This window comes from Streptomyces sp. CT34 (assembly GCF_000805335.1).
Classification (GTDB): domain Bacteria; phylum Actinomycetota; class Actinomycetes; order Streptomycetales; family Streptomycetaceae; genus Streptomyces.
The window spans coordinates 3,050,904-3,076,795 of record NZ_KN708638.1 but is presented as its reverse complement, the minus strand read 5'-3'; the positions used below and the strand labels follow the sequence as shown (position 1 = coordinate 3,076,795).

At 70.5% G+C, this 25,892-nt stretch carries 29 protein-coding genes, 1 tRNA gene and 1 riboswitch; of the genes, 19 read left to right on the top strand and 11 right to left on the bottom strand.

Annotation, left to right across the window (positions count from 1 at the left end):
• On the top strand, positions 1–519 hold a 519-nt coding region (locus RZ84_RS13480), incomplete at its 5' end, for an RDD family protein (protein WP_241777691.1).
• An 18-nt stretch (positions 520–537) separates the two neighbouring features.
• On the opposite strand, the gene RZ84_RS13475 is transcribed toward RZ84_RS13480, so the two are convergent.
• A complete protein-coding gene (locus tag RZ84_RS13475) occupies positions 538–852 on the bottom strand; it encodes a hypothetical protein (RefSeq protein WP_043264522.1) in 315 nt (104 codons plus the stop codon).
• A 753-nt stretch (positions 853–1,605) separates the two neighbouring features.
• Here RZ84_RS13475 and RZ84_RS13470 point away from each other — a divergent pair.
• Positions 1,606–1,956 carry a hypothetical protein gene (locus tag RZ84_RS13470; protein WP_277816899.1) on the top strand — a complete coding sequence of 117 codons (351 nt, stop codon included), beginning with the start codon at positions 1,606–1,608 and terminating at the stop codon, positions 1,954–1,956.
• Positions 1,957–1,999: 43 nt separating this feature from the next.
• On the opposite strand, the gene RZ84_RS13465 is transcribed toward RZ84_RS13470, so the two are convergent.
• Both RZ84_RS13465 and RZ84_RS13460 read right to left on the bottom strand, forming a co-directional pair.
• Positions 2,000–2,596 (bottom strand): isochorismatase family protein, encoded by a 597-nt coding sequence (locus RZ84_RS13465; protein ID WP_043264520.1) that lies wholly within the window; start codon positions 2,594–2,596, stop codon positions 2,000–2,002.
• 213 nt (positions 2,597–2,809) lie between these two features.
• Entirely contained in the window at positions 2,810–4,138 is a 1,329-nt protein-coding gene (locus tag RZ84_RS13460) for a nicotinate phosphoribosyltransferase (RefSeq protein WP_043264519.1), read from the bottom strand.
• A 246-nt stretch (positions 4,139–4,384) separates the two neighbouring features.
• Between RZ84_RS13460 and clpS the strand changes: the two genes are divergently transcribed.
• From clpS to RZ84_RS13420, 8 genes are all read left to right on the top strand, one after another.
• Positions 4,385–4,738 (top strand): ATP-dependent Clp protease adapter ClpS, encoded by a 354-nt coding sequence (gene clpS / locus RZ84_RS13455; RefSeq protein WP_078894628.1) that lies wholly within the window; start codon positions 4,385–4,387, stop codon positions 4,736–4,738.
• On the top strand, positions 4,735–5,337 hold the full coding sequence (locus tag RZ84_RS13450) for a DUF2017 domain-containing protein (RefSeq protein WP_043264518.1): 603 nt from the start codon (positions 4,735–4,737) through the stop codon (positions 5,335–5,337). The genes clpS and RZ84_RS13450 overlap by 4 nt, the downstream gene beginning before the upstream one ends.
• A gap of 333 nt (positions 5,338–5,670) precedes the next feature.
• Complete coding sequence (locus tag RZ84_RS13445; protein WP_043264517.1) at positions 5,671–7,101, top strand: amino acid permease; 1,431 nt, start codon at positions 5,671–5,673, stop codon at positions 7,099–7,101.
• Positions 7,102–7,256: 155 nt separating this feature from the next.
• The gene (locus RZ84_RS13440) at positions 7,257–7,682 is read left to right on the top strand and encodes a M67 family metallopeptidase (RefSeq protein WP_043264516.1); all 426 of its coding nucleotides are present in this window, start codon (positions 7,257–7,259) and stop codon (positions 7,680–7,682) included.
• Between the two features lie 174 nt (positions 7,683–7,856).
• On the top strand, positions 7,857–8,048 hold the full coding sequence (locus RZ84_RS38895; RefSeq protein WP_043264515.1) for a putative leader peptide: 192 nt from the start codon (positions 7,857–7,859) through the stop codon (positions 8,046–8,048).
• Between the two features lie 192 nt (positions 8,049–8,240).
• On the top strand, positions 8,241–8,522 hold the full coding sequence (locus RZ84_RS13430) for a MoaD/ThiS family protein (RefSeq protein WP_043264514.1): 282 nt from the start codon (positions 8,241–8,243) through the stop codon (positions 8,520–8,522).
• Positions 8,523–8,524: 2 nt separating this feature from the next.
• Complete coding sequence (locus tag RZ84_RS13425; protein ID WP_043264513.1) at positions 8,525–9,475, top strand: PLP-dependent cysteine synthase family protein; 951 nt, start codon at positions 8,525–8,527, stop codon at positions 9,473–9,475.
• 236 nt (positions 9,476–9,711) lie between these two features.
• Complete coding sequence (locus tag RZ84_RS13420) at positions 9,712–10,464, top strand: MBL fold metallo-hydrolase (protein WP_043264512.1); 753 nt, start codon at positions 9,712–9,714, stop codon at positions 10,462–10,464.
• 134 nt (positions 10,465–10,598) lie between these two features.
• Here RZ84_RS13420 and RZ84_RS13415 read toward each other — a convergent pair whose 3' ends face one another.
• Together RZ84_RS13415 and RZ84_RS13410 are read right to left on the bottom strand one after the other, a co-directional pair.
• Positions 10,599–11,852, bottom strand: coding sequence for a PTS transporter subunit EIIC (locus tag RZ84_RS13415; protein WP_043264511.1), 1,254 nt, complete (start codon positions 11,850–11,852; stop codon positions 10,599–10,601).
• 238 nt (positions 11,853–12,090) lie between these two features.
• Complete coding sequence (locus RZ84_RS13410; RefSeq protein WP_043264510.1) at positions 12,091–13,425, bottom strand: PTS transporter subunit EIIC; 1,335 nt, start codon at positions 13,423–13,425, stop codon at positions 12,091–12,093.
• Between the two features lie 175 nt (positions 13,426–13,600).
• Here RZ84_RS13410 and RZ84_RS13405 point away from each other — a divergent pair, with 175 nt between their 5' ends.
• The 4 genes from RZ84_RS13405 (at position 13,601) to rdgB (ending at position 15,933) form a co-directional block, all read left to right on the top strand.
• Positions 13,601–13,885 (top strand): PTS sugar transporter subunit IIB, encoded by a 285-nt coding sequence (locus RZ84_RS13405; protein ID WP_078893736.1) that lies wholly within the window; start codon positions 13,601–13,603, stop codon positions 13,883–13,885.
• A 109-nt stretch (positions 13,886–13,994) separates the two neighbouring features.
• Complete coding sequence (rph, locus tag RZ84_RS13400; protein ID WP_043264508.1) at positions 13,995–14,726, top strand: ribonuclease PH; 732 nt, start codon at positions 13,995–13,997, stop codon at positions 14,724–14,726.
• A gap of 151 nt (positions 14,727–14,877) precedes the next feature.
• Positions 14,878–15,288 carry a hypothetical protein gene (locus tag RZ84_RS13395; protein WP_043264507.1) on the top strand — a complete coding sequence of 137 codons (411 nt, stop codon included), beginning with the start codon at positions 14,878–14,880 and terminating at the stop codon, positions 15,286–15,288.
• Between the two features lie 9 nt (positions 15,289–15,297).
• The gene (gene rdgB, locus RZ84_RS13390) at positions 15,298–15,933 is read left to right on the top strand and encodes an RdgB/HAM1 family non-canonical purine NTP pyrophosphatase (protein ID WP_043264506.1); all 636 of its coding nucleotides are present in this window, start codon (positions 15,298–15,300) and stop codon (positions 15,931–15,933) included.
• A 68-nt stretch (positions 15,934–16,001) separates the two neighbouring features.
• On the opposite strand, the gene RZ84_RS13385 is transcribed toward rdgB, so the two are convergent.
• The 4 genes from RZ84_RS13385 to RZ84_RS13370 all read right to left on the bottom strand — a co-directional run bounded on the left by RZ84_RS13385 (position 16,002) and on the right by RZ84_RS13370 (position 19,104).
• A tRNA-Leu gene (locus tag RZ84_RS13385) sits at positions 16,002–16,088 on the bottom strand.
• A gap of 69 nt (positions 16,089–16,157) precedes the next feature.
• Positions 16,158–16,790 carry an HNH endonuclease gene (locus RZ84_RS13380; protein WP_043264505.1) on the bottom strand — a complete coding sequence of 211 codons (633 nt, stop codon included), beginning with the start codon at positions 16,788–16,790 and terminating at the stop codon, positions 16,158–16,160.
• Positions 16,787–17,446 carry a hypothetical protein gene (locus RZ84_RS36520; RefSeq protein WP_043264504.1) on the bottom strand — a complete coding sequence of 220 codons (660 nt, stop codon included), beginning with the start codon at positions 17,444–17,446 and terminating at the stop codon, positions 16,787–16,789. Before RZ84_RS36520 ends, RZ84_RS13380 begins: the two co-directional genes overlap by 4 nt.
• Positions 17,447–17,568: 122 nt before the next feature.
• Positions 17,569–19,104 (bottom strand): MFS transporter, encoded by a 1,536-nt coding sequence (locus tag RZ84_RS13370; protein ID WP_043264503.1) that lies wholly within the window; start codon positions 19,102–19,104, stop codon positions 17,569–17,571.
• 427 nt (positions 19,105–19,531) lie between these two features.
• Between RZ84_RS13370 and RZ84_RS13365 the strand changes: the two genes are divergently transcribed.
• Entirely contained in the window at positions 19,532–20,038 is a 507-nt protein-coding gene (locus RZ84_RS13365; RefSeq protein ID WP_043264502.1) for a hypothetical protein, read from the top strand.
• Positions 20,038–21,312, top strand: coding sequence for a sensor histidine kinase (locus RZ84_RS13360; RefSeq protein WP_043264501.1), 1,275 nt, complete (start codon positions 20,038–20,040; stop codon positions 21,310–21,312). Before RZ84_RS13365 ends, RZ84_RS13360 begins: the two co-directional genes overlap by 1 nt.
• A gap of 208 nt (positions 21,313–21,520) precedes the next feature.
• On the opposite strand, the gene bcp is transcribed toward RZ84_RS13360, so the two are convergent.
• Entirely contained in the window at positions 21,521–21,988 is a 468-nt protein-coding gene (gene bcp / locus RZ84_RS13355; protein ID WP_043264500.1) for a thioredoxin-dependent thiol peroxidase, read from the bottom strand.
• Between the two features lie 271 nt (positions 21,989–22,259).
• On the opposite strand from bcp, the gene RZ84_RS13350 reads away from it, so the two are divergent.
• From RZ84_RS13350 to RZ84_RS13340, 3 genes are all read left to right on the top strand, one after another.
• Positions 22,260–22,583 carry a DUF3618 domain-containing protein gene (locus RZ84_RS13350; RefSeq protein ID WP_043264499.1) on the top strand — a complete coding sequence of 108 codons (324 nt, stop codon included), beginning with the start codon at positions 22,260–22,262 and terminating at the stop codon, positions 22,581–22,583.
• Between the two features lie 182 nt (positions 22,584–22,765).
• Complete coding sequence (locus tag RZ84_RS13345; protein WP_078894626.1) at positions 22,766–23,068, top strand: GroES family chaperonin; 303 nt, start codon at positions 22,766–22,768, stop codon at positions 23,066–23,068.
• 96 nt (positions 23,069–23,164) lie between these two features.
• A riboswitch (guanidine-III (ykkC-III) riboswitch) is annotated at positions 23,165–23,232 on the top strand.
• A gap of 32 nt (positions 23,233–23,264) precedes the next feature.
• Complete coding sequence (locus RZ84_RS13340) at positions 23,265–23,585, top strand: DMT family transporter (RefSeq protein ID WP_043264497.1); 321 nt, start codon at positions 23,265–23,267, stop codon at positions 23,583–23,585.
• A gap of 143 nt (positions 23,586–23,728) precedes the next feature.
• Here RZ84_RS13340 and RZ84_RS13335 read toward each other — a convergent pair whose 3' ends face one another.
• A complete protein-coding gene (locus tag RZ84_RS13335; RefSeq protein WP_241777690.1) occupies positions 23,729–25,891 on the bottom strand; it encodes a transglycosylase domain-containing protein in 2,163 nt (720 codons plus the stop codon).
• Position 25,892: the final 1 nt, after the last annotated feature.

Genomic DNA, 25,892 nt, shown 5'->3' with positions numbered 1-25,892 from the left:
CCCCCGGGCGCCCCCCCCGCCGGCGGCCCCTACGGGGCGGGGGAGTACGGGGCCGATCCGCTGGCCGGGATGCCGCCGCTCGCGAACCGCGGCAAGCGGCTGGTCGCCCGCATCATCGACGCGATCATCATCGGCGTACCGGTCACCCTGATCATGAACGCGATCGTCGGCTGGGTGGACTACTTCAGCACCAGCAACGTCGAGGCCAGCAAGCAGGCGACGGTCTCCGGCGTGACGATGCTGGTGTATCTGATCTACGAGGGGCTGATGCTGACCAGCCGCGGGCAGACCGTCGGCAAGATGGCGATGAAGATCCGGGTCGCGATGCTCTCCAACGGGTCGGTGCCGACCACGCAGGCCGGCTGGACCCGGGCCGCGGTCTACACGCTTCCGGAGATCGTGCCGTGCTGCGGCTTCGTCTTCTGGCTGCTCAACGTCCTGTGGTGCACCTGGGACAAGCCGTACCAGCAGTGCCTGCACGACAAGGCGGCCCGGACCGTGGTGGTGGCCACGGACTGAGCGGGCGCGGTCGCCGGGTCAGCGGGAGTGCTCGCCGACCCGGGCCGCGGCGCGCGGACGCGGCGCCGCGAAGTGCTCGGCCGGGGCCGGTGCCGCCGTCAACGGGGCAGGCGCGGCAGGGGACTTGGCGCGGGCGGCGTGCCGGCGGACCACCCGGGACATGCCGGGCATCGGGACCGTCATCGCCACCAGCAGCCCGAGCCCCAGCCCGGCGATGGCAATGACCGCGACCCCGATCCCGGTCTGCGTCTGGGAGAGCAGCAGCATCGCGAGGGTGGAGAGAAAGACGGTGGCCGAACCGTAGACGAGCTGGGTGGCAGTCGGACGAGGCATGGCGGGATCCGTCCTCGGAGGGTCAGCAGGGGGTGTCGGCTCAAGGGCGCGCCATCGGGCGAGCCTAAGGTCCCTCCTGCCCGAGCGGAACGCCAGGTAAGCGTGACCTTACCCACGGGTCGGAAGCACAGGGGGCGCACGAGCTCGTTGCAGGTTTGCCCGACAAGAAACCCCCAATGGTGTCATGCCTGTTGAGAGCGGGGGCGCATGCCCGGCAGGCATATACCCCGTTCGCCGTCGGGCCCCTCGCTCCGTCCCACAGAGGGGAAAATTTTCCGGTGGGCGGTGTCCGATATCCGTAACAGGCAGGCCGGGCAAGGCACTTGACCAAGTGGGGCGCCACGGAGGGGTGTTGGGGCCGGAGGCTCCGCTTCCGGCCGTCGGCGCCCTCACGTACCGAAGAGGCGTACCGAAGCGGCGTACCGAAGCGGTGTACGGAAATGGTGTGCCGAACCGGTTCCGGGGTGCCTCGTGCGCGGTCGTCCTCGGCGGCCGGCGCGGTGTCGGCCGCGGCTCGGTGAACCGGACCGCGGCCCGTCCGTTCCTGACACCGGCACCCGGATCGCGATCGCCGAGGAGGCGGAGGCCGGCCCGGCGAGGGCGCTCCATATGGGTCCCGTAGGTAAATGAAAAATAAAAATCGCAGGTCGTGGCCCTATCTCTCGGTATCCCCTAGCGGGCGGCGGTCGACTCGCGTTTAGATGCGTCCTACAGTTCCTTGTTGACGCCGAGTCTCACGGGGGAGATATGACGATGACCCGAGGCGGCTTCATCAGGCTTCCAGGCGGAAGCGTGGTGGTCGCCCTCTCACTGCCCAGACCGGACCACGGACCGCTCTGCGGGCCCTACGACGGCGGCTGCCGTATCCGGGTCCTGGTGCACGCCGTGAACCGCCAGCGCGCCCTGACCAGGCTGCGCAACCTCGGTCTGCGGTCGGTCTACCTGCGCGGCAACACCCAGCCGCCGACACCGGACGAGGTCACCGCCGTCCTGCACCACCCGGACGGTCTGGTCTGGCGCGAGGCGCCCGAGGACGAGACGGAGTCCTGGCACCCGATACGCGCGCTGCTGCGGCCCGCCGCCCACCAGGCCGCGGGCGCCTGACGGGGCCGCGCCCGGCCGCCCCGCCGCCCGGCCGTCCGGCCGGTCAGCCGCCGAGGACCACCGGCTTGCCGCTGAGCTCCGCGCCCGCCGCGCGCAGTTCCGCCAGCGCCCGCTCGGTGGTCCCGGCGGCCACCCCGGCCGTCAGGTCCAGCAGCACATGGGTGCGCAGCCCGGCGGCGAGTGCGTCCAGGGCGGTGGCCCGTACGCAGTGGTCGGTGGCGAGACCGACCACGTCCACCTCGGTGACGTCGCGCTCGCGCAGCCAGTCCGCGAGCGGGGTGCCGTTCTCGTCGACGCCCTCGAAACCGCTGTACGCGGCCGTGTGCTCACCCTTCGAGAACACCGCGTCGATCGCCCCGGAGGCGATGGCCGGCGCGAAGTTCGGGTGGAAGCCGCTGCCCTCGGTGCCCGCCACGCAGTGCGGGGGCCAGGAGTCCCGGAAGTCGGGGTGATCGGAGAAGTGGTCGCCGGGGTCGATGTGGTGGTCGCGGGTGGCCACCACGTGGCGGTAGCAGCCGCCGGCCGCCTGGCCGATCAGATCGGTGATGGCCGCCGCGACATCCGCGCCCCCCGCCACCGCGAGGCTGCCGCCCTCGCAGAAGTCGTTCTGTACGTCGACGACGATGAGTGCCCGGTGCATGGTGCGTGCCTTCCGGCTCGGATCGAGAGGCGCTGATTTCTCGCGGCGCCGCATTTCTGGCCGCGCTGATTTCTCGCGTGCGGAGGGGTGCGGGGAGTGCGGAGGAGCATCGAGGAGTGGTGTGACCGAGGGTAGCCACTGCGGGCGCGGTAGGGGAGGGCCCGGCGGCCCCGTGCCGTTCCGGGACCGCCCCTGTGGCGTACGCGGGGCCGCTCAGTGGACCTCGGTGGCGAGCACCGGCTCCCCGCGCGAGAGCTGGGTCGCCGACAGCGGCAGCCCGGCGCGGGCCGCGATGTGCCGGGCCCGGGCGGCGTCCAGCGGCTCCCGGGCCACCACCTTGCCGCCGCTGACCAGCGGCACCTGGAGCTGCCGGTCGGCCAGCCCGGCCGGAACCGGACCGGTGCCGATCACCTCGGCCTCGGCCACCCCGGCCTCGTCGAGCCGGCGGGCCGCCCACTTGCGCCCGCCGGTCGAGGACTTGGCGCCCATCGACTTCTTCGCCACCGGCCGCAGCGGCGCGCCCGGCTTCTCGGTGTCCGCGCGGGCCACCAGCTTGTAGACCATCGAGCAGGTCGGGTGCCCGCTGCCGGTCACCACCTGGGTGCCGACCCCGTACGCGTCCACCGGCGCCGCGGCGAGCGAGGCGATGGCGTACTCGTCCAGGTCGCTGGTGACCACGATCTTGGTCTTGGTGGCGCCCAGCTCGTCCAGCTGCTGGCGTACCCGGTGCGCGATCAGCAGCAGGTCGCCGGAGTCGATCCGTACCGCGCCCAGGCCGGTGCCGGCCACCTCGACCGCGGTGCGCACCGCCGCGGTGACGTCGAAGGTGTCCACCAGCAGTGTGGTGCCGCTGCCGAGGGTCTCGACCTGCGCGGCGAAGGCGTCCCGCTCGGTGTCGTGCAGCAGGGTGAAGGCGTGCGCGCTGGTGCCGACGGTGGGGATGTTGTAGCGGAAGCCGGCCGCCAGGTCCGAGGTGACGTGGAAGCCGCCGACGTACGCGGCGCGGGCCGCGGCCACCGCCGACAGCTCGTGGGTGCGCCGGGCGCCCATCTCCAGCAGCGGCCGGTCGCCGGCCGCCACCGCCATCCGGGAGGCCGCGGCGGCCACCGCCGAGTCGTGGTTGAGGATCGAGAGGATCACCGTCTCCAGCACCACCGCCTCGGCGAAGGTGCCCTCGACGCGCATGATCGGTGAGCCGGGGAAGTAGACCTCGCCCTCCGGGTAGCCCCAGATGTCGCCGCGGAAGCGGTATTCGGCAAGCCACTTGAGCGTCTGCTCGTCGAGTATGCCGCGCTCCCGTAGGAAGCCGAGGATGGTCTCGTCGAAGCGGAAGTTCTCCACCGCGTCGAGCACCCGCCCGGTCCCCGCCACCACGCCGTAGCGGCGGCCCTCGGGGAGCCGCCGGGTGAAGACCTCGAAGACCGACCGGCGGTGGGCGCTGCCGGACCGCAACGCGGCCTGGAGCATGGTGAGTTCGTACTGGTCGGTGAAGAGCGCGGTCGACGGCACGGCCACCGGCAGTCCCAGGTCCGCTGTGTTCACTTCGGCATACCTCGCAATTCTCTCCCTGCGCGCCGTATGGGGCACCGGCCGGGGTCCGGGAGCCCGCGGCGGCAGCCGCAGTCGTCACAGCCCCCGCAGCGGCGGCATGGAGACGATGCTACCCCCATTACTCGTCACTCTGACGATAGTGGGTAGCGGCCGGACCGGGGCCCGTGCGCCGCGCCGACGCGGCCCGCACAGGGGGCATTTGTGCACCACCGCCCCCCTGGTGGCAGCATGGGCCCTGTGAGCGCCCACCCGTCACCCACGATCACTCCCCGGCCGCACCGCTGCACCCTCAGTGTTCCGGTCGAGATCGAGCGTCCCGAGTCGAGCGAGGCCCCCTTCGAGGTGCCGGAGCCGGACGTCCCGTGGGTCACGATCGTTCACAACGACCCCGTGAACCTCATGAGCTATGTCTCGTACGTCTTCCAGTCGTACTTCGGCTACTCCAAGGACAAGGCGCACCAGCTGATGCTCGACGTCCACCACAAAGGCCGCGCGATCGTCTCCAGCGGCACCCGCGAGGAAATGGAGCGCGACGTGCAGGCCATGCACGGCTACGGCCTGTGGGCGACCCTCCAGCAGGACCGCCGATGACCGGCCAGTTCGAGCCGCTGCCCGACGGCGGCGCCGCCGTACCGCTCGACGAGGTCGAGGTCTCCATCCTGCGCAGCCTCGCCGTCCAGCTCCTGGAGCTGATCGGCCCGGGCGCGGAGCCCGCCGAGGGCGACAGTGGCGACAGCGACGACCTGCTGGCGTCGATCTTCAGCGACGGCCCCAGCGAGCCGCCCGCCGACCCGGTCCTGGCGCGCCTCTTCCCCGACGCGTACGGCGGACCGGACCTGGTCCCCGACGACGATGTCCGCGCCGCCTCCGCCGAGTTCCGCCGCTACACGGAGAACGACCTGCGGGCCCGCAAGCGGGAGGACGCCCTCGCGCTGATCCGCGCGCTGGACACGCTGGGCCCCGCGAAGGGCGGCGCCGTGCTGCGGCTGAAGCCCGACGAGTGCCGGCACTGGCTCGGCGGGCTCAACGACCTCCGGCTGGCCATCGGCACGCGGCTGGAGGTCACCGACGAGGACGACGGCGGCGAGCTGCTGCGGCTTCCGGACAGCGATCCGCGCAAGCCGATGGTGCTGGCCTACCTCTGGCTCGGCGGGCTCCAGGAGACTCTGGTCGAAGCGCTCACCGGGTGATATCCGGGGGGAAAGTCGGGCGTACCACCGCGATTGCCCACCGGGCGTTCGCTCAGCGGAGCCTCAAATCCGGATAACGATCGCGTCACCGCCACCAGGTGGTGTGCCGTCGCTTCCGAAGTTTGTCCGGATTTCTCTGTGGTCCTGGTCACTTTTCCCCTAGGCGATCTCCGGCAGCTCGTGATAAAAGTTCTCGACCTGCCGTGAGTGACGCCACCCCTGTCGCTGCGGGAGCGCTGAGCCGGCCGACCGTCGGCGTGCAGGAACTCCATCCGGGGGGATCGGGACCCGATCCGGACAGACCGGGTCGGAATGGAGAAAGGCGCACCACTCATGACCTCTGTGCAGGTCGACAAGCATCGCGACGGCAACGAGGCCGCTGGCAACGCCCCCGAAGAGGGCTACCAGCGGGGTCTGGGCAATCGCCAGATCCAGATGATCGCCATTGGTGGCGCCATCGGAACCGGTCTGTTCCTCGGGGCGGGCAAAGCGATCTCGAAAGCCGGACCGAGCATCATCCTGGCCTACGCCATCGTCGGCCTGGTCATCTTCTTCATCATGCGGGCGCTCGGCGAACTGCTGATGTACCGGCCCGTTTCCGGCTCGTTCTCCGAATACGGCCGGGAATTCCTCGGCCCCTTCATCGGCTTTGTGACCGGCTGGACGTACTGGCTTTTCTGGGTCGTCACCGGCATCACCGAAGTGACCGCCGCGGCCACCTATATCCAGTACTGGGACAAGGGCATACCGCAATGGGTGTCGGCGCTGGTCTTCACCGTCGCGCTCTTCGGTATCAACCTCATCTCCGTGAAGATCTTCGGTGAACTGGAATTCTGGTTCTCGATGGTCAAGGTCACCGCGATCGTCGGCATGATCCTGATCGGCCTCGGCGTCATCACCCTCGGTTTCTCCAAGGCCGGTGACACCGCGTCGTTCAGCCTGCTGTGGAGCCACGGCGGTTTCTTCCCCAAGGGCATCGGCGGCACGCTGATGACGCTGCAGATCGTGATGTTCGCCTTCCTCGCCGTCGAACTCGTCGGCGTCACCGCGGGCGAGGCGAACGACCCGAAGAAGGTGCTCCCCAAGGCCATCAACACCGTGCCGTGGCGGATCGGCCTCTTCTACATCGGTGCGCTCGTCATCATCCTGTCCGTCGTCAGCTGGACGTACTTCAAGCCGGGCGTCAGCCCGTTCGTCGCCGCCTTCCAGCAGATCGGCCTGCCGGCCGGCGCGGGCATCGTCAACTTCGTCGTGCTGACCGCGGCGCTGTCCTCGGCCAACTCCGGTATGTACTCCACCGGCCGGATGCTGCGCGACCTGGCGCTCAACGGCCAGGGCCCCAAGATCTTCACCAGGCTCAGCAAGACCGGGCTGCCCACCTGGGGTACCGGCGTCTCGGTCGCGCTGATGCTGTTCGGCGTCTACATCAACTACCAGTGGCCCGGCGACGCGTTCAACTACGTCGTCTCCTTCGCCACCATCTCCGGTATGTGGGCGTGGATCGTCATCCTCTTCTCGCAGCTGCGCTACCGGGCCAAGGCGAACCGCGGCGAACTGCCGCAGTCCGACTTCAAGGCCCCCGGCGCCCCCTTCACCTCGATCTTCGCGCTGGCCTTCATCGGCATGGTGATCGTGATGATGGGCGTCGACCCGGACGCCCGGATCTCGCTCTACGCGGCTCCCGTGTGGGCGGTCATCCTGGGCGTGGGCTACCTCGCCATCAGGCGCCGGGGCGCCGCCGCCGTCGGAGCCGCCGAGAAGTGACCCCGCGGCCGGGCCGGGCCCGCACCGCCCCGCCCGTCCGGCATTCGGGCCCGTACGTACCACCCTTCGGTACGTACGGGCCCTCCGCTTGCCCACCCGTCGCCCGCCGCCACCCTTGCACGAGTGCTTCGCACGCCCCTCTTATTCTTGGCCGCATGCTGACCCTCACCAAGGCCCTCCACGACCGGATCGTCGAGCACGCCCGCCAGGACCACCCCGACGAGGCGTGCGGCGTGATCGCGGGTCCGGCCGGCAGCGGGCGCCCCGAGCGGTTCATCCCGATGCTGAACGCCGCCCGCTCGCCCACCTTCTACGAGTTCGACTCCGTCGACCTGCTCAAGCTCTACCGCGAGATGGACGACCGGGACGAGGAACCGGTGATCATCTACCACTCGCACACCGCCACCGAGGCCTACCCCTCGCGCACCGACATCTCCTACGCCAACGAGCCCGGCGCGCACTACGTCCTCGTCTCCACCGCCGACACCGACGGCGCCAGGCCCTTCCAGTTCCGCTCGTTCCGCATCGTGGACGGCGAGATCACCGAGGAAGAGATCGAGATCGTCGAGGCGTACGCCTGAGCCGTGGCCGACCTCATGCCGGGGCCGGGCGACGGGTGTGACCTGGGGGTTCGCCCCCCGATGCGGTGTGCCCGGACGGCCCCTCGGGACCCGCGTCCCACCTGTCGTACAGCAAACGTCCGCATCATGGGACGAGGTTCCAATACCCGGACCGGGAATCGCTACGATGACCGCATGGTTGACCGGACCGTGGGCGTAGCGCACGTAGCGAGCGAGCAGAGGCCGGGCATGCTGACGCATGCCCCGCTCGCCACGCGCCGCTCCGCATCCGCCCTCCTGGGCGCCTTCGGCTGCGGAGCCGCACGGCTGCACGTCGACCTGTGCCGCCTCTCCAGCGCCATCTGTCCGCGCCGCGCCGCCGGCTGACCCGGCCCCGCCCGCCCCCCGGCCGCCGCCGGGGGTGCCCGCAGCCCGCGGCCCCCCGTCGCCCCCGCCCCCGCGCGGGTCCCGCGCCACCCGGCGCACCCGCTTCCCCCGTCCGGCCGCCGCGCGGCCGGGCGCCCCGCACGCAGCGCACGTCCCGCATCCCGCCACCGCACTCCGACAGGAGCAGTCCCCATGGCCATCGAGGTCCGCATCCCGACCATCCTGCGCACTTACACCGACAGCCGGAAAGCCGTCGAGGGCAGCGGTGCCACTCTCGACGAACTCTTCAAGGACCTGGACGGCCGGCACTCCGGGATCCGCGAGCGCCTGGTCGACGAGAGTGGAGAGCTGCGCCGCTTCGTGAACGTCTACCTCAACGACGAGGACGTGCGCTTCCTCCAGGGCATCTCCACCGAGCTGGCCGACGGCGACAGCATCACGATCCTCCCGGCGGTGGCCGGCGGAATGGACTGACGTTGCGGTACGACTCCCCGCTGGCGGCGGTCGGGAACACCCCTCTCGTCCGCCTCCCGCGCCTCTCGCCCTCCGACGACGTCCGCATCTGGGCGAAGCTGGAGGACCGCAACCCCACGGGCTCCGTCAAGGACCGGCCCGCGCTCCACATGATCGAGCAGGCCGAGAAGGCCGGCCGGCTCACCCCCGGCTGCACGATCCTGGAGCCCACCAGCGGCAACACCGGCATCTCGCTCGCCATGGCGGCCAAGCTCAAGGGCTACCGCATCGTCTGCGTGATGCCCGAGAACACCTCCTCGGAACGGCGCGAACTGCTCGCCATGTGGGGCGCCGAGATCATCTCCTCGCCCGCGGCCGGCGGCTCCAACACCGCCGTCCGGGTCGCCAAGGAACTCGCCGCCGAGCACCCCGACTGGGTGATGCTCTACCAGTACGGGAACCCCGACAACGCCGGTGCCCACTACGCCACCACCGGCCCCGAGATCCTCGCCGACCTCCCCTCCGTGACCCACTTCGTGGCCGGCCTCGGCACCACCGGCACCCTGATGGGCGTCGGCCGCTATCTGCGCGAGCACGTCCCCGGTGTGCAGATCGTCGCCGCCGAACCCCGCTACGACGACGTCGTCTACGGGCTGCGCAACCTCGACGAGGGCTTCATCCCCGAGCTCTACGACGAGTCCGTGCTCACCACCCGCTTCTCCGTCGGCTCCGAGGACGCGGTCCGCCGCACCCGCGAACTCCTCGCGACGGAAGGCATCTTCGCCGGCATCTCCACCGGCGCGGCCCTGCACGCCGCCATCGGCGTCGGCAGGAAGGCGGTGCGGGCCGGCGAGTCCGCCGACATCGTCTTCGTCGTCGCGGACGGCGGCTGGAAATACCTTTCGACCGGCGTCTACACGGCCGAGTCGACGGAAGCGGCCATCGCGACGCTGCACGGCCAGCTCTGGGCGTAGCCACTCCGGGGGGCGGGGGTGCCAGGCGGCGGCAGCCGGGCGGCACCCCCGCCCCCCGGACTGGTGATTCCGCCCACAGCTCGCCCCACCAAAGGCGCCACAGCACCTTTCGCGCCTTACGCTCGTGGGCACCGCACAGACCGCCAAGGACCCGGCAGAACCCGGTACGGCCCCACCGGGACGACCCGCACGGGCACAGCCGGCCGCCGCCCCCGCCCACGGAGGTTCACGCCCGCATGAAGCTCACCGTCGTCGGATGCTCGGGGTCGTTCCCCTCCACGGAATCGCCCTGTTCGAGCTACCTCCTGGAGGCCGACGGCTTCAGGCTGCTCCTCGACATGGGCAACGGCGCCCTCGGCGAGTTGCAGCGCCACTGCGGTCTCTACGACCTGGACGCGGTACTCCTGTCGCACCTGCACGCCGACCACTGCATCGACCTGTGCGGCTACTTCGTCGTCCGCTACTACCGCCCGGACGGCGGCCGTTGTGCGCCGATGCCGGTCTACGGCCCGGCCGGCACCGAGCGCCGGCTGACCGACGCGCACGCCGACCTGCCGCACGACAAGGCGATGAGCGAGGTCTTCGACTTCCGCACGCTGACCCCGGGCACCGTCGCCATCGGCCCGTTCACCATCCGCTCCGAACTGGTCCGCCACCCCGTCGAGGCGTACGGCTTCCGCATCGAGCACGGCGGCAGGTCGCTGACGTACTCCGGCGACACCGGCCCCTGCGAGGCGCTGGACAGCCTCGCCGAGGGCACCGACTTCTTCCTGTGCGAGGCGTCCTTCACGCACGGCAAGGAGGACATCCCCGACCTCCACCTCAACGGCCGGGAGGCCGGCGAGCACGCCCAGCGGGCCGGCGCGGGCCGGCTGGTGCTCACCCACATCCCGCCGTGGACCGACCCGGACATCAGCGTCCGCGACGCCCAGAAGGTCTACGACGGGCCGGTCGAGGTCGCCCGCGCCGGCGTGGCCTACGAGATCTGACCGCGGCGCCGCCCGGCGGCCCCGTACGGGCGCGCACCGGCACCCCGGCACAACAGGGGCACCGGCACACGGAAAGGGCCCCGGAACCGCGGTGACGGTTCCGGGGCCCTCCCGGTGCGCTGCGGACCGGCCGGCTACGCCTTCGTCAGGTCCTCGATCTCCTCCTCGGGCTCGCGGCCCGGGGTGGTGAGGTTGAACTTGGTGATCGCGAAGCGGAACAGCAGGTAGTAGACGACCGCGACGGCCAGGCCGATCGGGATGATCAGCCACGGCTTGCTCGCCAGGTGCCAGTTCAGCACGAAGTCGATGAAGCCGGCGGAGAAGGTGAAGCCGTCGTGCACGCCGAGCGCCCAGGTGACGGCCATCGAGACGGCGGTCAGCACCGCGTGGATCGCGTACAGCACCGGCGCGATGAACATGAACGAGAACTCGATCGGCTCGGTGATACCGCAGACGAACGAGGTCAGCGCGAGCGAGAGCATCATGCCCAGGACGGCCTTGCGGCGCTCCGGGCGGGCGCAGTGCGCGATGGCCAGCGCGGCGGCCGGCAGCCCGAACATCATGATCGGGAAGAAGCCGGACATGAACTGCCCGGCGGACGGGTCGCCGGCGAAGAAGCGGGCGATGTCGCCGTGCACGACCTTGCCCGAGGGGTCGGTGTAGTCACCGAGCTGGAACCACGACACGACGTTGACGAACTGGTGCATACCGATCGGCAGCAGCCCGCGGTTGATCAGGCCGAAGAGGCCGGCGCCGGCCGCGCCCAGGCCCGTCATCCACTCGCCGAAGCTGGAGATGGCGTTGCCGACGGGCTCCCAGATCAGCAGGAACAGCACGCCGACCGCGGTGCCGACGAAGGCCATGATGATCGGGACGAGCCGGCGGCCGTTGAAGAAGCCCAGCCAGTCCACCAGCTTCTTGCGGTGGTAGCGCTGCCACAGGACCGCGGCGAGCAGACCGATCACGATGCCGCCGAGGACACCGGGGTTGTTCACGACCGGCTCGACCCACTTGCCGTCCTCGATGTGCCCGTCCTTGACCGGGAACGCCTTGAGGACGTTGCTGTAGACCAGGAATCCGACCAGGGCGGCGAGTGCCGTGGAGCCATCGGCCTTCTTCGCGAAGCCGATGGCGACGCCTATGCAGAACAGCAGCGGCAGATTGTCGAAGACCGCACCGCCGGCGGCGACGAAGACCTTGCTGACCGCGATCCAGTGCAGTCCCTTTTCGCCGAAGACGTCCGGCTGGCCGAGACGGTTGAGGATGCCCGCTGCGGGCAGGACGGCGATCGGCAGCTGGAGGCTGCGGCCGATCTTCTGCAGGCCCTGGAAAAGGCCGGAGCCCCGCTTCTTCGCGGGGGCCGCCTTCGCGGCGGTGGCCGTGCTCATCGGATTCCTCCTGGTGAGGCGGGCCCGGGGAAAGAGGGACGGCCCGCTGGTGGTCTACGCCTTGGTCTACACCTCTGGTGGTTTAGACCATTCTTAGCACGTAGCCCCGAGATAAAGGAATCCATTCTTCCCAGTGGTGTGGACCACATGACTGCCGCCCCTCGGACCCACGGATCCAGAAGCCGGCCGGCGCCCGACGGAAGGCCAGGTGGGACGGGCATCCCCCGCCCCCCGAGGGCTATTTGACGTTGTCCCGCTCCATCGCGTCACCCACCTCGGCCGGCTCCCGGCCCGGCGTCGCCAGATCGAATTTCGTGATCACGAAACGGAAGAGGGCGTAGTAGACGACGGCGAAACACAACCCGATCGGAATGATCAGCCACGGTTTCGTCGCCAGCCCCCAGTTGATGACGTAGTCGATCAGCCCCGCCGAGAAACTGAAGCTGTCGTGCACGCCCAGCCCCCAGCACACCGCCATCGACACACCCGTCAGCACCGCGTGAATCCCGAACAGCACCGGCGCGATGAACAGGAACGCGTACTCCACCGGCTCGGTCACCCCCGTCACGAACGAGGTCAGCCCCACCGACAGCATCATCCCCGCCACCTCCTTGCGGCGATGCGGCTTCGCACAGTGCGCGATCGCCAGCGCCGCCGCCGGCAGCGCGAACATCATGATCGGGAAGAACCCCGTGGTGAACTGCCCCGCCGACGGATCACCCGCCAGGAACCGGTTGATGTCACCGTGCACCACCGTCCCGTCCGGCTTGGTGAAACTGCCGAACTGGAACCACACGAACGTATTCAGGAACTGGTGCAGCCCCACCACCAGCAGCGCACGGTTCGCCACCCCGAAAAATCCCGCACCCCACGAACCGAGCGCCGACAGCCACTGACTGAAACTCGTCAGACCGTCACCGACCGGCGGCCACACCCACAGGCACACCACCGCGAACGCCAGCCCCACGAAGGCCATCACGATCGGCACCAGCCGCCGCCCGTTGAAGAACCCCAGCCAGTCCACCAGCTTCACCCGGTGCAGCCGCTGCCAGCACCACGCCGACAGAAAACCCATCACGATGCCGCCGAAAATCCCCGGATTCTGGAACGTCGCCTGCGTCGCCTTCCCCGCCCGGTCGACACACACCCCCGACCACAGCCCCGCCTGCGTGAACGACTGCCCCGGCGGGCACGCCACCGGGAATTGATGCAGCACCGAGAAATAGACGAGAAAACCGACCACCGCCGCCAGCGCCGTCGACCCGTCCGACTTCTTCGCCATCCCGATCGCCACACCGACGCTGAACAACAGCGGCAGCCCCAGCCCCGAATCCAGCAGCGCCCCGCCCGCCCCCGCGAACACCTTCGCCACATTCCCCCAGTCCAGCCCCTTGTCGCCGAACACATCCGGCTGGCCCAGGCGATTGAGAATGCCCGCCGCGGGCAGCACCGCGATCGGCAGCTGGAGACTGCGGCCCATCTTCTGCAACCCCTGGAAAAGCCCCGCCGCCCGGCTCCTCGCCGGCCCCTTCCCCGGCGCCGTGCTCGATGCACCTGCCGCGTCCGATGTCATCCGCGCCCTCCGCGTGCTCCCGGCGTCGACCGGGCGGCAACCCGCCCACCGCTTGCCCCATACTGGTGGTGTAGACCATTCGTCGGCGTGCGTTCGGCGCGCACCGCGATGACCGCCATCCTTCGCCAGATAGCGGTCAAACGCCCACGTAGCTGGGCTGAACGTGCGTTACCGTGTGAAAACCGCGCGGCGGAACCGCCAGCGGCCGAGACAAGCAGGAGTGCACATGGCCACCAAGGCTGAGAAGATCGTCGCCGGGCTCGGCGGACTCGACAACATCGAGGAGGTCGAGGGCTGCATCACCCGCCTCCGCACCGAGGTCAACGACGCCTCCCTCGTCGACGAGGACGCCCTCAAGGCCGCCGGCGCCCACGGCGTCGTCAAGATGGGCACCGCGATCCAGGTCGTCATCGGCACCGACGCCGACCCCATCGCCGCCGAAATCGAAGACATGATGTGAGCACCCGCTCCTGACGAGGGCCTCGTTCCCGGCAGCTCCCGGAGTTCCCGCGCCATCGGCGCTCCGGCACCGGAACGAGGCCCTCAGCACAGCCGATAGGGTCTGAGCCATGTCTCGCATCGACGGCCGCACCCCCGAACAGCTCCGCCCCGTCACCATCGAACGCGGCTGGAGCAAGCACGCCGAAGGCTCCGTCCTCGTCTCCTTCGGCGACACCAAAGTCTTCTGCACCGCCTCCGTCACCGAAGGCGTACCCCGCTGGCGCAAGGGCACCGGCGAAGGCTGGGTCACCGCCGAATACGCGATGCTGCCCCGCTCCACCAACACCCGCGGCGACCGCGAATCCGTCCGCGGCAAGATCGGCGGACGCACCCACGAGATCAGCCGCCTCATCGGCCGCTCACTGCGCGCCGTCATCGACTTCAAGGCCCTCGGCGAGAACACCATCGTCCTCGACTGCGACGTCCTCCAGGCCGACGGCGGCACCCGCACCGCCGCCATCACCGGCGCCTACGTCGCCCTCGCCGACTCCATCACCTGGGCCCAGGGCAAGAAGCTCATCAAGCACGGCCGCCAGCCCCTCACCGGCACCGTCAGCGCCGTCAGCGTCGGCATCGTCGACGGCGTCCCGCTCCTCGACCTCTGCTACGAGGAAGACGTCCGCGCCGAGACCGACATGAACGTCGTCTGCACCGGCGACGGCCGCTTCGTCGAGGTCCAGGGCACCGCCGAGGCCGAGCCCTTCGCCCGCGACGAACTCGACTCCCTCCTCGACCTCGCCGTCACCGGCTGCGCCGCCCTCGACACCGCCCAGCGCGAAGCCCTCGCACGCACCCTCTGACCCCGGCGCGGGCGGCGCACCCGGCCCCGCCGCCCGCCCTGGCCGATCTCCGCCCCCGCCCGCCGCACCCCGGCAACCCCCGCCCACCACCCCGCGTTTCCCCCCTTGCCCGAGCTACGCACCCCCGTACGCCGCAAGGGAAGGAAGCCCCATGGCCCGCCCCCACCGCCGCCGCACCGCAGCCCCCGCACTCGCCGCCTTAGCCGCCGCCGCCCTCGCGACACCGCTCCTCGCCGGCTGCGGCGCCGTCCAGAAGGCCATGGATTGCGCCAAAACCGCCACCGCCGTCGTCAACGGCGTCGACAAGCTCCAGAAAGCCGCCGACAACGCCCTCGACGACCCCCGGGAAGCCAACAAGGCCCTCGACGAGATCGACACCAACCTCAAGAAGGTCGGCAACTCCGCGCACGACCCCGACCTCGCCAAGGCCATCGACAAGATGAACACCGGCATCAAGAACGCCCGCACATCCATCAACGCCAACAAGGCCCCCGACCTCGCACCCATCGGCGAGGCGGCCCACCAGATGACGGCGATCTGCACCCCCGGCCACACGGGATAATCACTCCCCATGCAGTCACAAACCGCCGGGCACCCCGCACCCCCGCACCGCCTCGTCCTCGCCACCCGCAACGCCGGCAAGATCTCCGAACTCCGCGCCATCCTGGAAGCGGCCGGCCTCGGCGTCGAACTCGTCGGCGCCGACGCCTACCCCGACGTCCCCGACGTCAAGGAGACCGGCGTCACCTTCGCCGAGAACGCGCTCCTCAAGGCGCACGCCCTCGCACAGGCCACCGGCCACCCGGCCGTCGCCGACGACTCCGGCCTCTGCGTCGACGTCCTCGGCGGCGCCCCCGGCATCTTCTCCGCCCGCTGGGCCGGCCGGCACGGCGACGACCGGGCCAACCTCGACCTGCTCCTCGCCCAGCTCTCCGACATCGACGACGAGCACCGCACCGCCCACTTCGCCTGCGCCGCGGCCCTCGCCCTCCCCGACGGCACCGAGCGCGTCGTCGAGGGCACCCTCGAGGGCACCCTCCGCCACACCCCCGCCGGCACCGGCGGCTTCGGCTACGACCCCATCCTCCAGCCCCTCGGCGAAACCCGTACCTGCGCCGAACTGACCCCCGCCGAGAAAAACGCCATCAGCCACCGCGGCAAGGCGTTCCGGGCTCTGGCGGGGGTGGTGGGGGAGTTGCTGGGCTGAGGCCGCACCAGGAGGTACGGCGAAGGCCCGGCCCGCGCTCTCGCGGGACCGGGCCTTCGAATCGAAGGTGGTACGGCCGGTGGGACTCGAACCCACACGCCTCGAAGGCACTGGTACCTAAAACCAGCCTGTCTTGCCAATTCCAGCACGGCCGCTTGCCACGGCCATAGTACTTGCTGCGCGCCGATGAGGCAGGGCTACCGTCGGCCTCGGCCACCCCGGCATCAAGTGTCCGTCACCGCATGGCAATTGGGGCAGAGCAGCCGCAGGTTCTCCCGTCGGTCATCGCTCCAGTCGCCGTTGATATGGTCGATCTCCAGGGTCATGGGCCTGCCCAGCCACACGGGGCCGGTGCCGCATTCGGCACATCGCTCAGGGACACCGATCTGCCGAAGGGCCCGGCGCAGCATCACGGTTCGTGCCCGACGCTGCCCGCTGTGCCTGACGAGGATCTGCTCGGGGGGCCTGACCGGCGTGGTCCCGGGCTTTCCGCGCCCATGGGCCTGTCCCAGGAAGTGATCTGTGCTGATGGCGTGCTCAGATACCCACTGCGCGAACAGCGCACGGTTGCGGGTGGTGACGGGGTGCCCGAGCTGCCGTAGCGCGGCCGCGACGGAAATCGATGCGTCGACGGCCTGGTGGAGCGCCTCTTTCGTGGGGCACGGGCAAGCGGTATGCCGTGTGACCCGTTGGAAGTGAGATACGTCGATCCCGAAGTGGGCGAAGCGCCTCAGCAGATGTCGCCGCACTTGGTGATAGGAACGGCCGCCGCAGAACGCGATGACGCCATCGATGTCCGTGCAGTGAGCTGCTGCTTCCGTCAGCAGTTCCCTGGTGTAGCGGACGCCGCGGCTCATTGCTCCCCCTCCGTGCGTCCGCTGTGCTTCCGTTTGCCGCGACCGCGGTACGAGTCCGTTGTCGCGTGACAGTTCGGGCAGAGAAAGCGGAGGTTGCCCCGGCGATTGTCCCGCCAGTCTCCATTGGCGTGGTCCACTTCGAGCGGCAATGGGCGGTGGCGCCAAGAGGGTTCCGTGCCGCACGGTGCGCAGCGTTCCTCCGCTCCGGACGCCAGCATGGCAACTCTCAGACGGCTGCTCGGTACGCGGCGGATCAAGGTTTCCGTCTTGACGAGGAGTTCTTCGGGGCTGAGTCGCCGCCGGGCCCCGGGATTTCTCCGGCCCTCAGGTGAGAAGTGGGACGTATCGATCCCCAGGCTCCGGATCCGGCGGCCGATGTGAGTGTGGTGGCCACCCACCGGATCGAGGCCGAGCCGCCGTACCACCTCCGCCACGCTCCGCGAGCAGGCGACCAGTTCGCGGAGGCGGGCCTCGGTGTGGCGTACGCCCTGGGGTGTGAAGTGGGAGGTGTCGATGCCCGCTTCGCGCAGCTTGGCCCGTAGATAGCGGCGGTTGCCGGGAGTTGGTGTGCCACCGAGCCTGCGGACCATCTCGTCGTATGACGACGAGGCGTGTGCGGCTGCCGCGAGTCGCTCGCGGGTGTATGTGAGTGCCATGCTGCCCCCGTTGTCGCGTTCCGTGCGGGGGGGGGATTCCTCAGACCCCCGCACCCGATCGAACTGGTCAATGATCGAACGCGGGAGCGGTCACGCGGAGTTGGGCGGGTTCGTGGGCGGGTTCAGAAGCGCGGCTCGGGGGTTCGGGCGGCGACGAGGTCGATGGCTTCCTGGTGGGTGGCGACGGAGGGCGGGGAGCCGTCGAGGGGGCGTCGGGCGGTTTCCTTCATGCAGGCGACGGCGACGACGCCGACGAGCGCGGCGCCCATCGTGTAGTAGGCCGGGACCATCACGTTGTTGTGGAAGGCGTGCATGAGGGCGGTGTTGACCAGCGGGGTGGTGCCGCCGAAGAGGGAGACGGCGAGGTTGTAGCCGATGGAGAGGGAGCCGTAGCGGACGCTGGTGGGGAACAGGGCGGGGAGGGCGGCCGACATGGTGCCGAGCAGGCAGAGGAGGGAGAGGCCGAGGAGTGCCATGCCGAGGGAGACGGTGAGCGGGGAGCCCTGTTTGACGAGCAGGAAGGCCGGGATCGCGAGGACGAGGAAGCCCAGCATGCCGGTGGTGAGGAGGGGTTTGCGGCCGTAGCGGTCGTTGAGCCTGCCGATGGTGGGGAGGAGGCAGATGAGGACGGCCATGGTGGCCAGGAGGATCAGCAGGCCGTGGGACTCGCTGTACTTGAGGGTGTCCGTCAGGTAGGTCGGCATGTAGGAGAGCAGCATGTAGTCGGTGATGTTGTAGGCGCCGACCAGGGCGATGCAGAGGATGAGGGCGGGCCACTGCCGGGTGAGGATTTCGCCGAGCGTGGTCCCGGGGGCGGGGGAGGGGTGGTGCGGGGATTCCTCGCGGGTGGTGTGGGTGGTGTTGGGGTTGGGGTGGGCGCCGGCGATTTTCTGGAAGGCGGGGGTCTCGTCGAGCTTGAGCCGGAGGTAGAGGCCGACCAGGCCCAGCGGGCCGGCGACGAGGAAGGGGATGCGCCAGCCCCAGGAGACCATCGCGTCCGGGCCCAGTGCGGTGTTCAGGGCGAGGACGATGCCGGCGGCGCCGGTGTAGCCGATGAGGGTGCCCATTTCGAGGAAGCTGCAGAAGTAGCCGCGCTTCTTGTCGGGGGCGTATTCGGCGATGAAGGTCGAGGCGCCGCCGTATTCGCCGCCGGTGGAGAAGCCCTGGAGGAGGCGGAAGAGGATGAGCAGGGCGGGGGAGAGCATGCCGATGGCGGAGTAGGACGGGATGAGGCCGATGCAGAGGGTGCCCACGGCCATCATGATCATGGTGAGGGCGAGCACCTTCTTGCGGCCGATGCGGTCGCCCAGCGGCCCGAAGTAGGCGCCGCCCAGGGGCCGTACGAAGAAGGCGACGGCGAAGAGGGCGAAGGAGGACAGCAGGCTGGTGGTGGGGTTGCCGGTGGGGAAGAAGACCTTGCCGATGGTGATGGCCAGGTAGCTGTAGATGCCGAAGTCGAACCATTCCATGGCGTTGCCGAGGGCGGCTGCCTTGACCGCGCGTTTGACGGTCCGTTCGTCGGTGACGGTGATGTCGGTGCGGCGGAGCGGGGGGTTGCGGCGGCGGTCGACGGCGCGGAAGAGCACGCGGTGGCGGCGGAGCGCCCCGGGGTCCTGGTCGGGGGAGTCCGGGTGGGGCTCGGTGGTGCGGATCGGCACGCGGTGGTCCTCTCGTGGGGTCGGCGCGGATGCGGGCGCGCGGGCGGGCAGGGGCACGACGGGTGCGCCTGCGCGGTCGGAGGCGGGTCGAAACGCCATCGGCGGTGGACGAGACCTGTGTCACTCAGGGTGGGGCGTCCGGAGCTGCGCGCGGTAGGGGACGTCGGGTGGCGCACCGGGCCTTGTTACACGACTGGTACAAAGCCGAGCGGTCACCGCAGCATTCGGGCAATCAGCCTGTGTCCGGGGGAGGGGAGAGTGGCGATGGCGAAACTGCACCTTTCCGGCGAAGGTCCGTCGATGGGTGTCTTTCACTGCGTGGTGCCGGTGTGCGGTGGCGAGGTGCCGGGGTCGGTGCGGAGCGGCCTTGGCGGTCGTGTTTGCTGGTGGGGGTAACGGGGCGAGGGTGCCCCGGGAGGAGTGTGCGATGACCGACCGCGAAGGGTCGCGCTGGAGGCGCGGGCGGACCGCTCTGGTGGCCTTTGTCGTGGTGACCGCGCTGGCCGCCGGCGGGGTCTGGTTCAGCCAGGCGTCGGAGCGCGCCTCGGCGGTCGACGCCGCACCGAAGACCTCGGCCGTACAGGGCGTGAAGTCGGACGGGCAGCCGACGGCGGGGTTGCCGGGGGTGCGGGACTGCGGGATCGGCGAGCCGGAGATCAAGCCCCGGGTGATCACGCTGACCTGTGCGGACGCGGGCATGGTGGCGACCGGGATCACCTGGACCCGTTATGACTCCGAGGAAGCGGAGGGCAAGGGCGTGGTGCAGGTCGAGAAGACCGCGGCGGGGGTGGGGACGGACGCCGGCTATCGGGCGAGGTTCCGGCTCTACGGCGCCAAGGAGGTCGACGGCGCGCGGGCCTTCACGGGCCTGGAGGTGACCTACGAGGGCTCGACGCCGCTCGGTGACACGACGGAGATGTACAACCTCGCGTGATGGGCATTCGAGGCCGGATCGCCCTGGCCATTTCGTGTATGACGGCACTGGCCGTTGTGGTGCTCGGGTTCGCCGTGCACCACATCGCCGGCAACGAGCGGGAGCGGTCGGCCCGCGCGTATCAGGACGAGCGGCTGAGTTCGGCGCTGCAGATCTACGAGCGGGACGGGACGCTGGCGCTGGGTGCGCAGCTGGACGACGCGGCGCTGCCGCCGCCGTTGCGGGCGGCGGTGTTCCACAACCGTTCGGGGACGTATCTGAGCGGTGGGGATGATCCGCGGGTGTGGGCGGCGACCGGGGTCGGCGGGGACGGGGCCCGGCCGGCGCGGTCGCTGTCGGTGTCGGCGGCGTATCCGTCGGACGATCCGGCGCAGGTGGCGCTGGACCGGGCGCTGCTGATCGCCGGGTGCGGCACGGTGGTGCTGATGGCGGGGGTGTCGTGGTTCGTGGCGCAGCGGCTGTCGCGGCGGCTGCGGCTGAGTGCGGCGGCGGCGCGGCGGATCGCGGCCGGTGCGCCGCCGGACGCGGACGCGCTGGCCAGCAACGGCCGGGACGAGGTGGCCGAGCTGGGCCGCAGCGTGCATCACATGGCGACGTCGCTGGCCGCGCGGGTGGAGGCGGAGCGGGAGTTCACCGCGGATGTGGCGCATGAGCTGCGGACGCCGGTGGCCGGGCTGGTGGCGGCGGCGGAGCTGCTGCCACAGCCGCGTGCGGTGGAGATGGTGCAGGACCGGGCGCAGGCGATGCGGCGGCTGGTGGAGGACCTGCTGGAGGTGTCGCGGCTGGACGCGGGGGTGGAGCGGGCGGATCTGGACGCCTGTGAGCTGCCGTCGCTGGTGCGCGGGATCGTGACGCGGGCGGCGCGGCAGCGCGGGGTGGACGATCTGTCGGTGTCGGTGACGGTCGAGGGGGAGCCGCGGATCGTGGAGACGGACCGGCGCCGGGTGGAGCGGGTGCTGGTGAATCTGCTGGCGAACGCGGCCAAGCACGGCAAGCCGCCGATCGAGGTGGTGGTGGCGGGCTCGCGGATCGTGGTGCGCGACCACGGTCCGGGGTATCCGGCGGAGCTGTGCGCGGAGGGGCCGCGGCGGTTCCGTACGGCGGCGCCGGAGCGCGGTACGGGGCACGGGCTGGGGCTGACGATCGCGGCCGGCCAGGCGGAAGTGCTGGGCGCGCGGCTGGAGTTCGGGGCCGCCGCGGAGGGCGGCGCGGAGGCGGTGCTGGAGCTGCCGGACCGCGCGGTGGTGGCACCGGAGCCGGCGGCGACGCCGTAGCCGGGCCCCTGATCCGTCGGACGGGCCCTCGGGGCCGGCGCCGTGGGGCAGGGGCACGACGGCCCCTGCCGCGGCGGCTGTTACGGCGCTACGGAGCGCCGGTGCTGTGGTGTGACGGCGTCACAGTGTCACGCCGACGCAGCGTTACGGCGTTACACCGCCACACCGCCACACCGCCACACCGCCACACCGTTACGGTGTCACACCGTCACAGTCCCAGATCCTTGATGATCTTGGCGACGTGCCCGGTGGCCTTGACGTTGTACAGCGCGCGCTCGACCTTGCCGTCCTCGTCGAGGATGACGGTGGAGCGGATCACGCCGGTGACGGTCTTGCCGTAGAGCTTCTTCTCGCCGAAGGCGCCGTAGGCGGTGAGGACTTCCTTCTCGGGGTCGCCGAGCAGGGTGACCTTGAGGTCTTCCTTCTCGCGGAACTTGGCGAGCTTCTCCGGCTTGTCGGGCGAGATGCCGATGACGTCGTAGCCGTGGCCGGCGAGGAAGTCGAGGTTGTCGGTGAAGTCGCACGCCTGCTTGGTGCAGCCGGGGGTGAGCGCGGCCGGGTAGAAGTAGACGATGACCTTGCGGCCCTTGTGGTCGGCGAGCGAGACCTGCTTGCCGTCGGCGTCGGGCAGGGTGAAGGCGGGCGCGGTGTCGCCGGGCTGGAGTCGCTCGCTCATGCCGCGACCTCGCTCCGCGTGCTGTGCTCCCTCATGGTGGCCTCCGTCTCCTCGCGGGTGGTTCGTACCCTCCGCACCCTAGCCAGGCGGGGGCCGGGACGGCGGACGGGGCGGTGCGGCTGCCCGAAACGGGGGTGCTGTGGGGCGTGCGGACGTGCGAGCTGACAGACTGTCCCTGACGAATCGGTGCACGGAGCGTGGTGGCCGGTTCCCCACGGGGCTCGGTGGCCGGCCCTTGGACGCATCGGCACGAGATGACGGAGGCAGCGCGGTGTCGGAAGCCAGGACCCCTGCGCAGATCGAGGCGGACATCGTCCGCAGGCGGCAGGCTCTCGCCGTGACGCTCGACGAGATCGGTGTGCGGTTGCACCCGAAGACGATCGTGGGCGATGCGAAGGCGAAGGCGGCACAGGCCGTGGACCGTACGGCGGGGCGGGCCTATGTGGCCGCCCACCGCGCGCTGTCGGACGTGCGGGGCCAGCTGGTGTCGGAGGACGGCGCACCGCGTCTGGAGCGGATCATTCCGGTCGCCATGATCGGGGTGGCCGTGGTGGGTCTGCTGGCGCTGGGTTCCAGGAAGCGGCGGCGCGACTAGGGGCTGTCCGACGCCCGTCCGACGCCTGTCCGGTGCCGTTCCGGCGTCTGTCCGATGGCTTCGGGTGCCGTCCCGGGGCCACGGAACCGGCCCGCGGTGCATGATCACCGTCACCGGGCAGGTACCGTCATGCCGTGAGCCCGAATAACACCCAGGACACCCACGACAAGCTGCCGATCCGGATGCTGCACGACCGCGTGCTGGTCCGGACGGACATCCCCGAGGGCGAGCGCCGCTCGACCGGGGGCATCGTCATCCCCGCGACCGCGGCGGTCGGCCGCCGCCTGGCCTGGGCCGAGGTGGTCGCGGTCGGGCAGAACGTACGGACCGTCGAGGTGGGCGACCGGGTGCTGTACGACCCGGAGGACCGGGCCGAGGTCGAGGTGCGCGGGGTGGCGTACGTGCTGATGCGCGAGCGCGATCTGCACGCGGTGGCCGCGGAGCGGCTGGAGGGCGCGGACGACGCGACCGGGCTGTACCTGTAGGACTCGCCGCACCCGTAGGACTCCCTGTAGGACTCGCTGTACCTGTAGGACTCCCGGCTCCCCCGGGGGCGGTGACCTGGCGCACCACCCCCGGAGGGGCCTTTTGCTAGCCTCGGGAAACCCGACGAGACGCGCCGTACCGGGTCAGGACAAGACGACGCACCCCTGTTGAAGCCCTGTTCACGGAGGTGCCGTCATGGCGTGGATCCTGCTTGCCGTCGCCGGTCTGCTGGAGGTCGGCTGGTCGATCGGGATGAAGTTCACCGACGGTTTCACCCGGCTGTGGCCCAGCGTGTTCACCGGCGCGGGCATCGTCGCCAGCATGCTGCTGCTCTCGTACGCGGCCCGGACGCTGCCGATCGGCACGGCGTACGGGGTGTGGGTGGGCATCGGGGCGGCCGGCGCGGCGGTCGTCGGGATGCTGGTGCTCGGCGAGCCGGCGACCGCGGCGCGGATCTTCTTCATCTGCCTGCTGCTGGTGGCGGTGGTGGGTCTGAAGGCGACGTCCGGCCACTGATTGCGGCTGGGGGTCCGGGGGTTGTCCCCCGGGGGTTGCGGTATCTGCCTGCTGCTGGTGGCGGTGGTGGTCGGGGTTGCAGGCGACGTCGGGACACCGAGGCGACAATCCGGACACTGATCAGGGCCCGGGACCGTGGGAGTTCAGTCCCCGGGATACGCGGCCAGGTCGTCGGGGTTCGCGCCGATGGTCGGGAACCCCACGGTGGGCGCGGGCGGGCCTCCGGTCGGGAAGGTCGGTGGGGTCGGTGCGCCGGTCGGTCCGGTGGGGGTGCCGGTCCCGGGCGGCGCGGTGGTGTTCGTGGGGCTGCCGGTGCCGGACGGGCCGGCGGTCGGCGAGGCCGTTCCGCTCGGCGACTGACCGGCGCCGCCGGACGGTGTGGGGGACGTGCTCTGCTCGGCGCCGGGCTCCAGTCGCAGGTCGAAGGTGCGTACCGGGCGGCCGTTGAGGGCGGCGGCGGTGTAGTCGGCCCAGATCTGGGCGGGGAAGTCGCCGCCGTTGAGCCGGGGTTGGCCGGCCGCGCCGTACAGCGGCTCCTGGGCGGCGGTGTCCGGGTTCTGGCCCAGTACGGCGACGACGGTGGCGAGTTCGGGGGTGTAGCCGGCGAACCAGGCGGCCTTGTCGTCCTCCGCGGTGCCGGTCTTGCCGGCCGCCGGGCGCCCGGCGGCCTGGGCGGCCTGGGCGGTGCCGCCGTCGACGACGCTCTGGAGGATCTGGGTGGTGGTGTCGGCGGCGGCCCGGCTGATGGCGGTGGTCCGCTCGCGCTCCGGGAGTTCGACGTCCTCGCCGCCCTTGGTGACCGAGTCGACCAGGGTGTACGGGCGTTGGCTGCCGTGCCGGGCGAGGGTCGCGTAGACCTGCGTCATGTCGAGGACGCTGGGGGTGGCGGTGCCCAGCGAGACGGCGCCCCGGGAGGAGGCCAGGCTGGGCGTCCTGGCGGGGATGCCGAGGGCGATGGCGGTGTTCTTGACGGTGTCCGGGCCGACGTCGATGCCCATCTGGGCGTAGACGGAGTTGACGGACTTGTCGGTGGCCTCGGTGACGGTGATCGGCCCGTAGGAGCGGTCGTCCTCGTTGGCGGGCGCGAAGCCGGTGGGGTGGCCGTGGCTGACGGTCATGCGCTTGTTCGTGCCGTCGTAGACGGTGTTGGGGGTGATCGGGGTGCCGTCCTGGGTGGTGGAGTTGTTCTGCACGGCGGCGGCGAAGACCAGCGGCTTGAAGGTGGAGCCGACCTGGTAGTCGTGGCGGGTGGCGCCGTTGACGTACTGCCTGGCGTAGTCGATGCCGCCGTAGAGGGCGACGACCCGGCCGGTGCCGGGGGCGATGGAGGCGCCTCCGGCGCGCACGTACCGGTCGACCTTGCGGCTGTCGCTGAGCTTGTCCATGAGCTGGGTGTTGACGGCCCTGACGAGAGCGTTCTGGCGCTTGCGGTCGATGGTGGTGGTGATGCGGTAGCCGCCGGACCGCAGGGTGTTCTCGTCGAGGATGCCGTGGTCGGTCAGATAGTCCTTGACGGCCTCGACGAGGTAGCCGCGCTGGCCGGAGAGCCCGGCGGACGCCTTGGCCTTGCCGAGGGAGGGGAAGGTCATCGCGGCCCGCTCGGCGCGGCTGAGCCACTTCTTCTTGACCATGCCGTCCAGGACGTAGTTCCAGCGGGCCACCGCGCGCGGCTTGTTCTCCGGGTGGGCGGTGATGTCGTACGCGCTGGGGGCGTTGAGGAGGGCGGCGAGGTAGGCGCCCTCGGCGGTGGTGAGCTTGTCGGAGTTCTTGGAGTAGTACGCCTGGGCGGCGGCCTGGATGCCGTAGGCGTTGCGGCCGTAGTAGCTGGTGTTGAGGTAGCCCTGGAGGATCTTGTCCTTGCTGACCTCGCGGTCCAGCTTGATCGCGATGAAGAACTCCTTGGCCTTGCGGGTGAGGGTCTGCTCCTGGCCGAGGTAGTAGTTCTTCACGTACTGCTGGGTGATGGTGGAGCCGGACTGCTTGCCCTTGCCGGTCACGGTGTTCCAGGCGGCCCGGACCATCGCGGCCGGGTCGACGGCGGACTCGGAGTAGAAGTCCCGGTCCTCGGCGGCCAGTACGGCCCGCTGGACGGTTCTGGGGACGTGGCTGAGCGGGACGTTCTCGCGGTTGACGTCGCCGTCGCGGGCGAGTTCGGAGCCGTCGGAGTAGAGGTAGACGTTGCTCTGTGCCTTGGCGGCGCTGTTGGCGGGCGGGATGCCGACGAGCAGGTACCCGGCGACCAGCCCGCCCACGATCAGCAGCAGGAAGAGCAGGACGGTGCCCGCCACCATGCGCCAGGTGGGGATG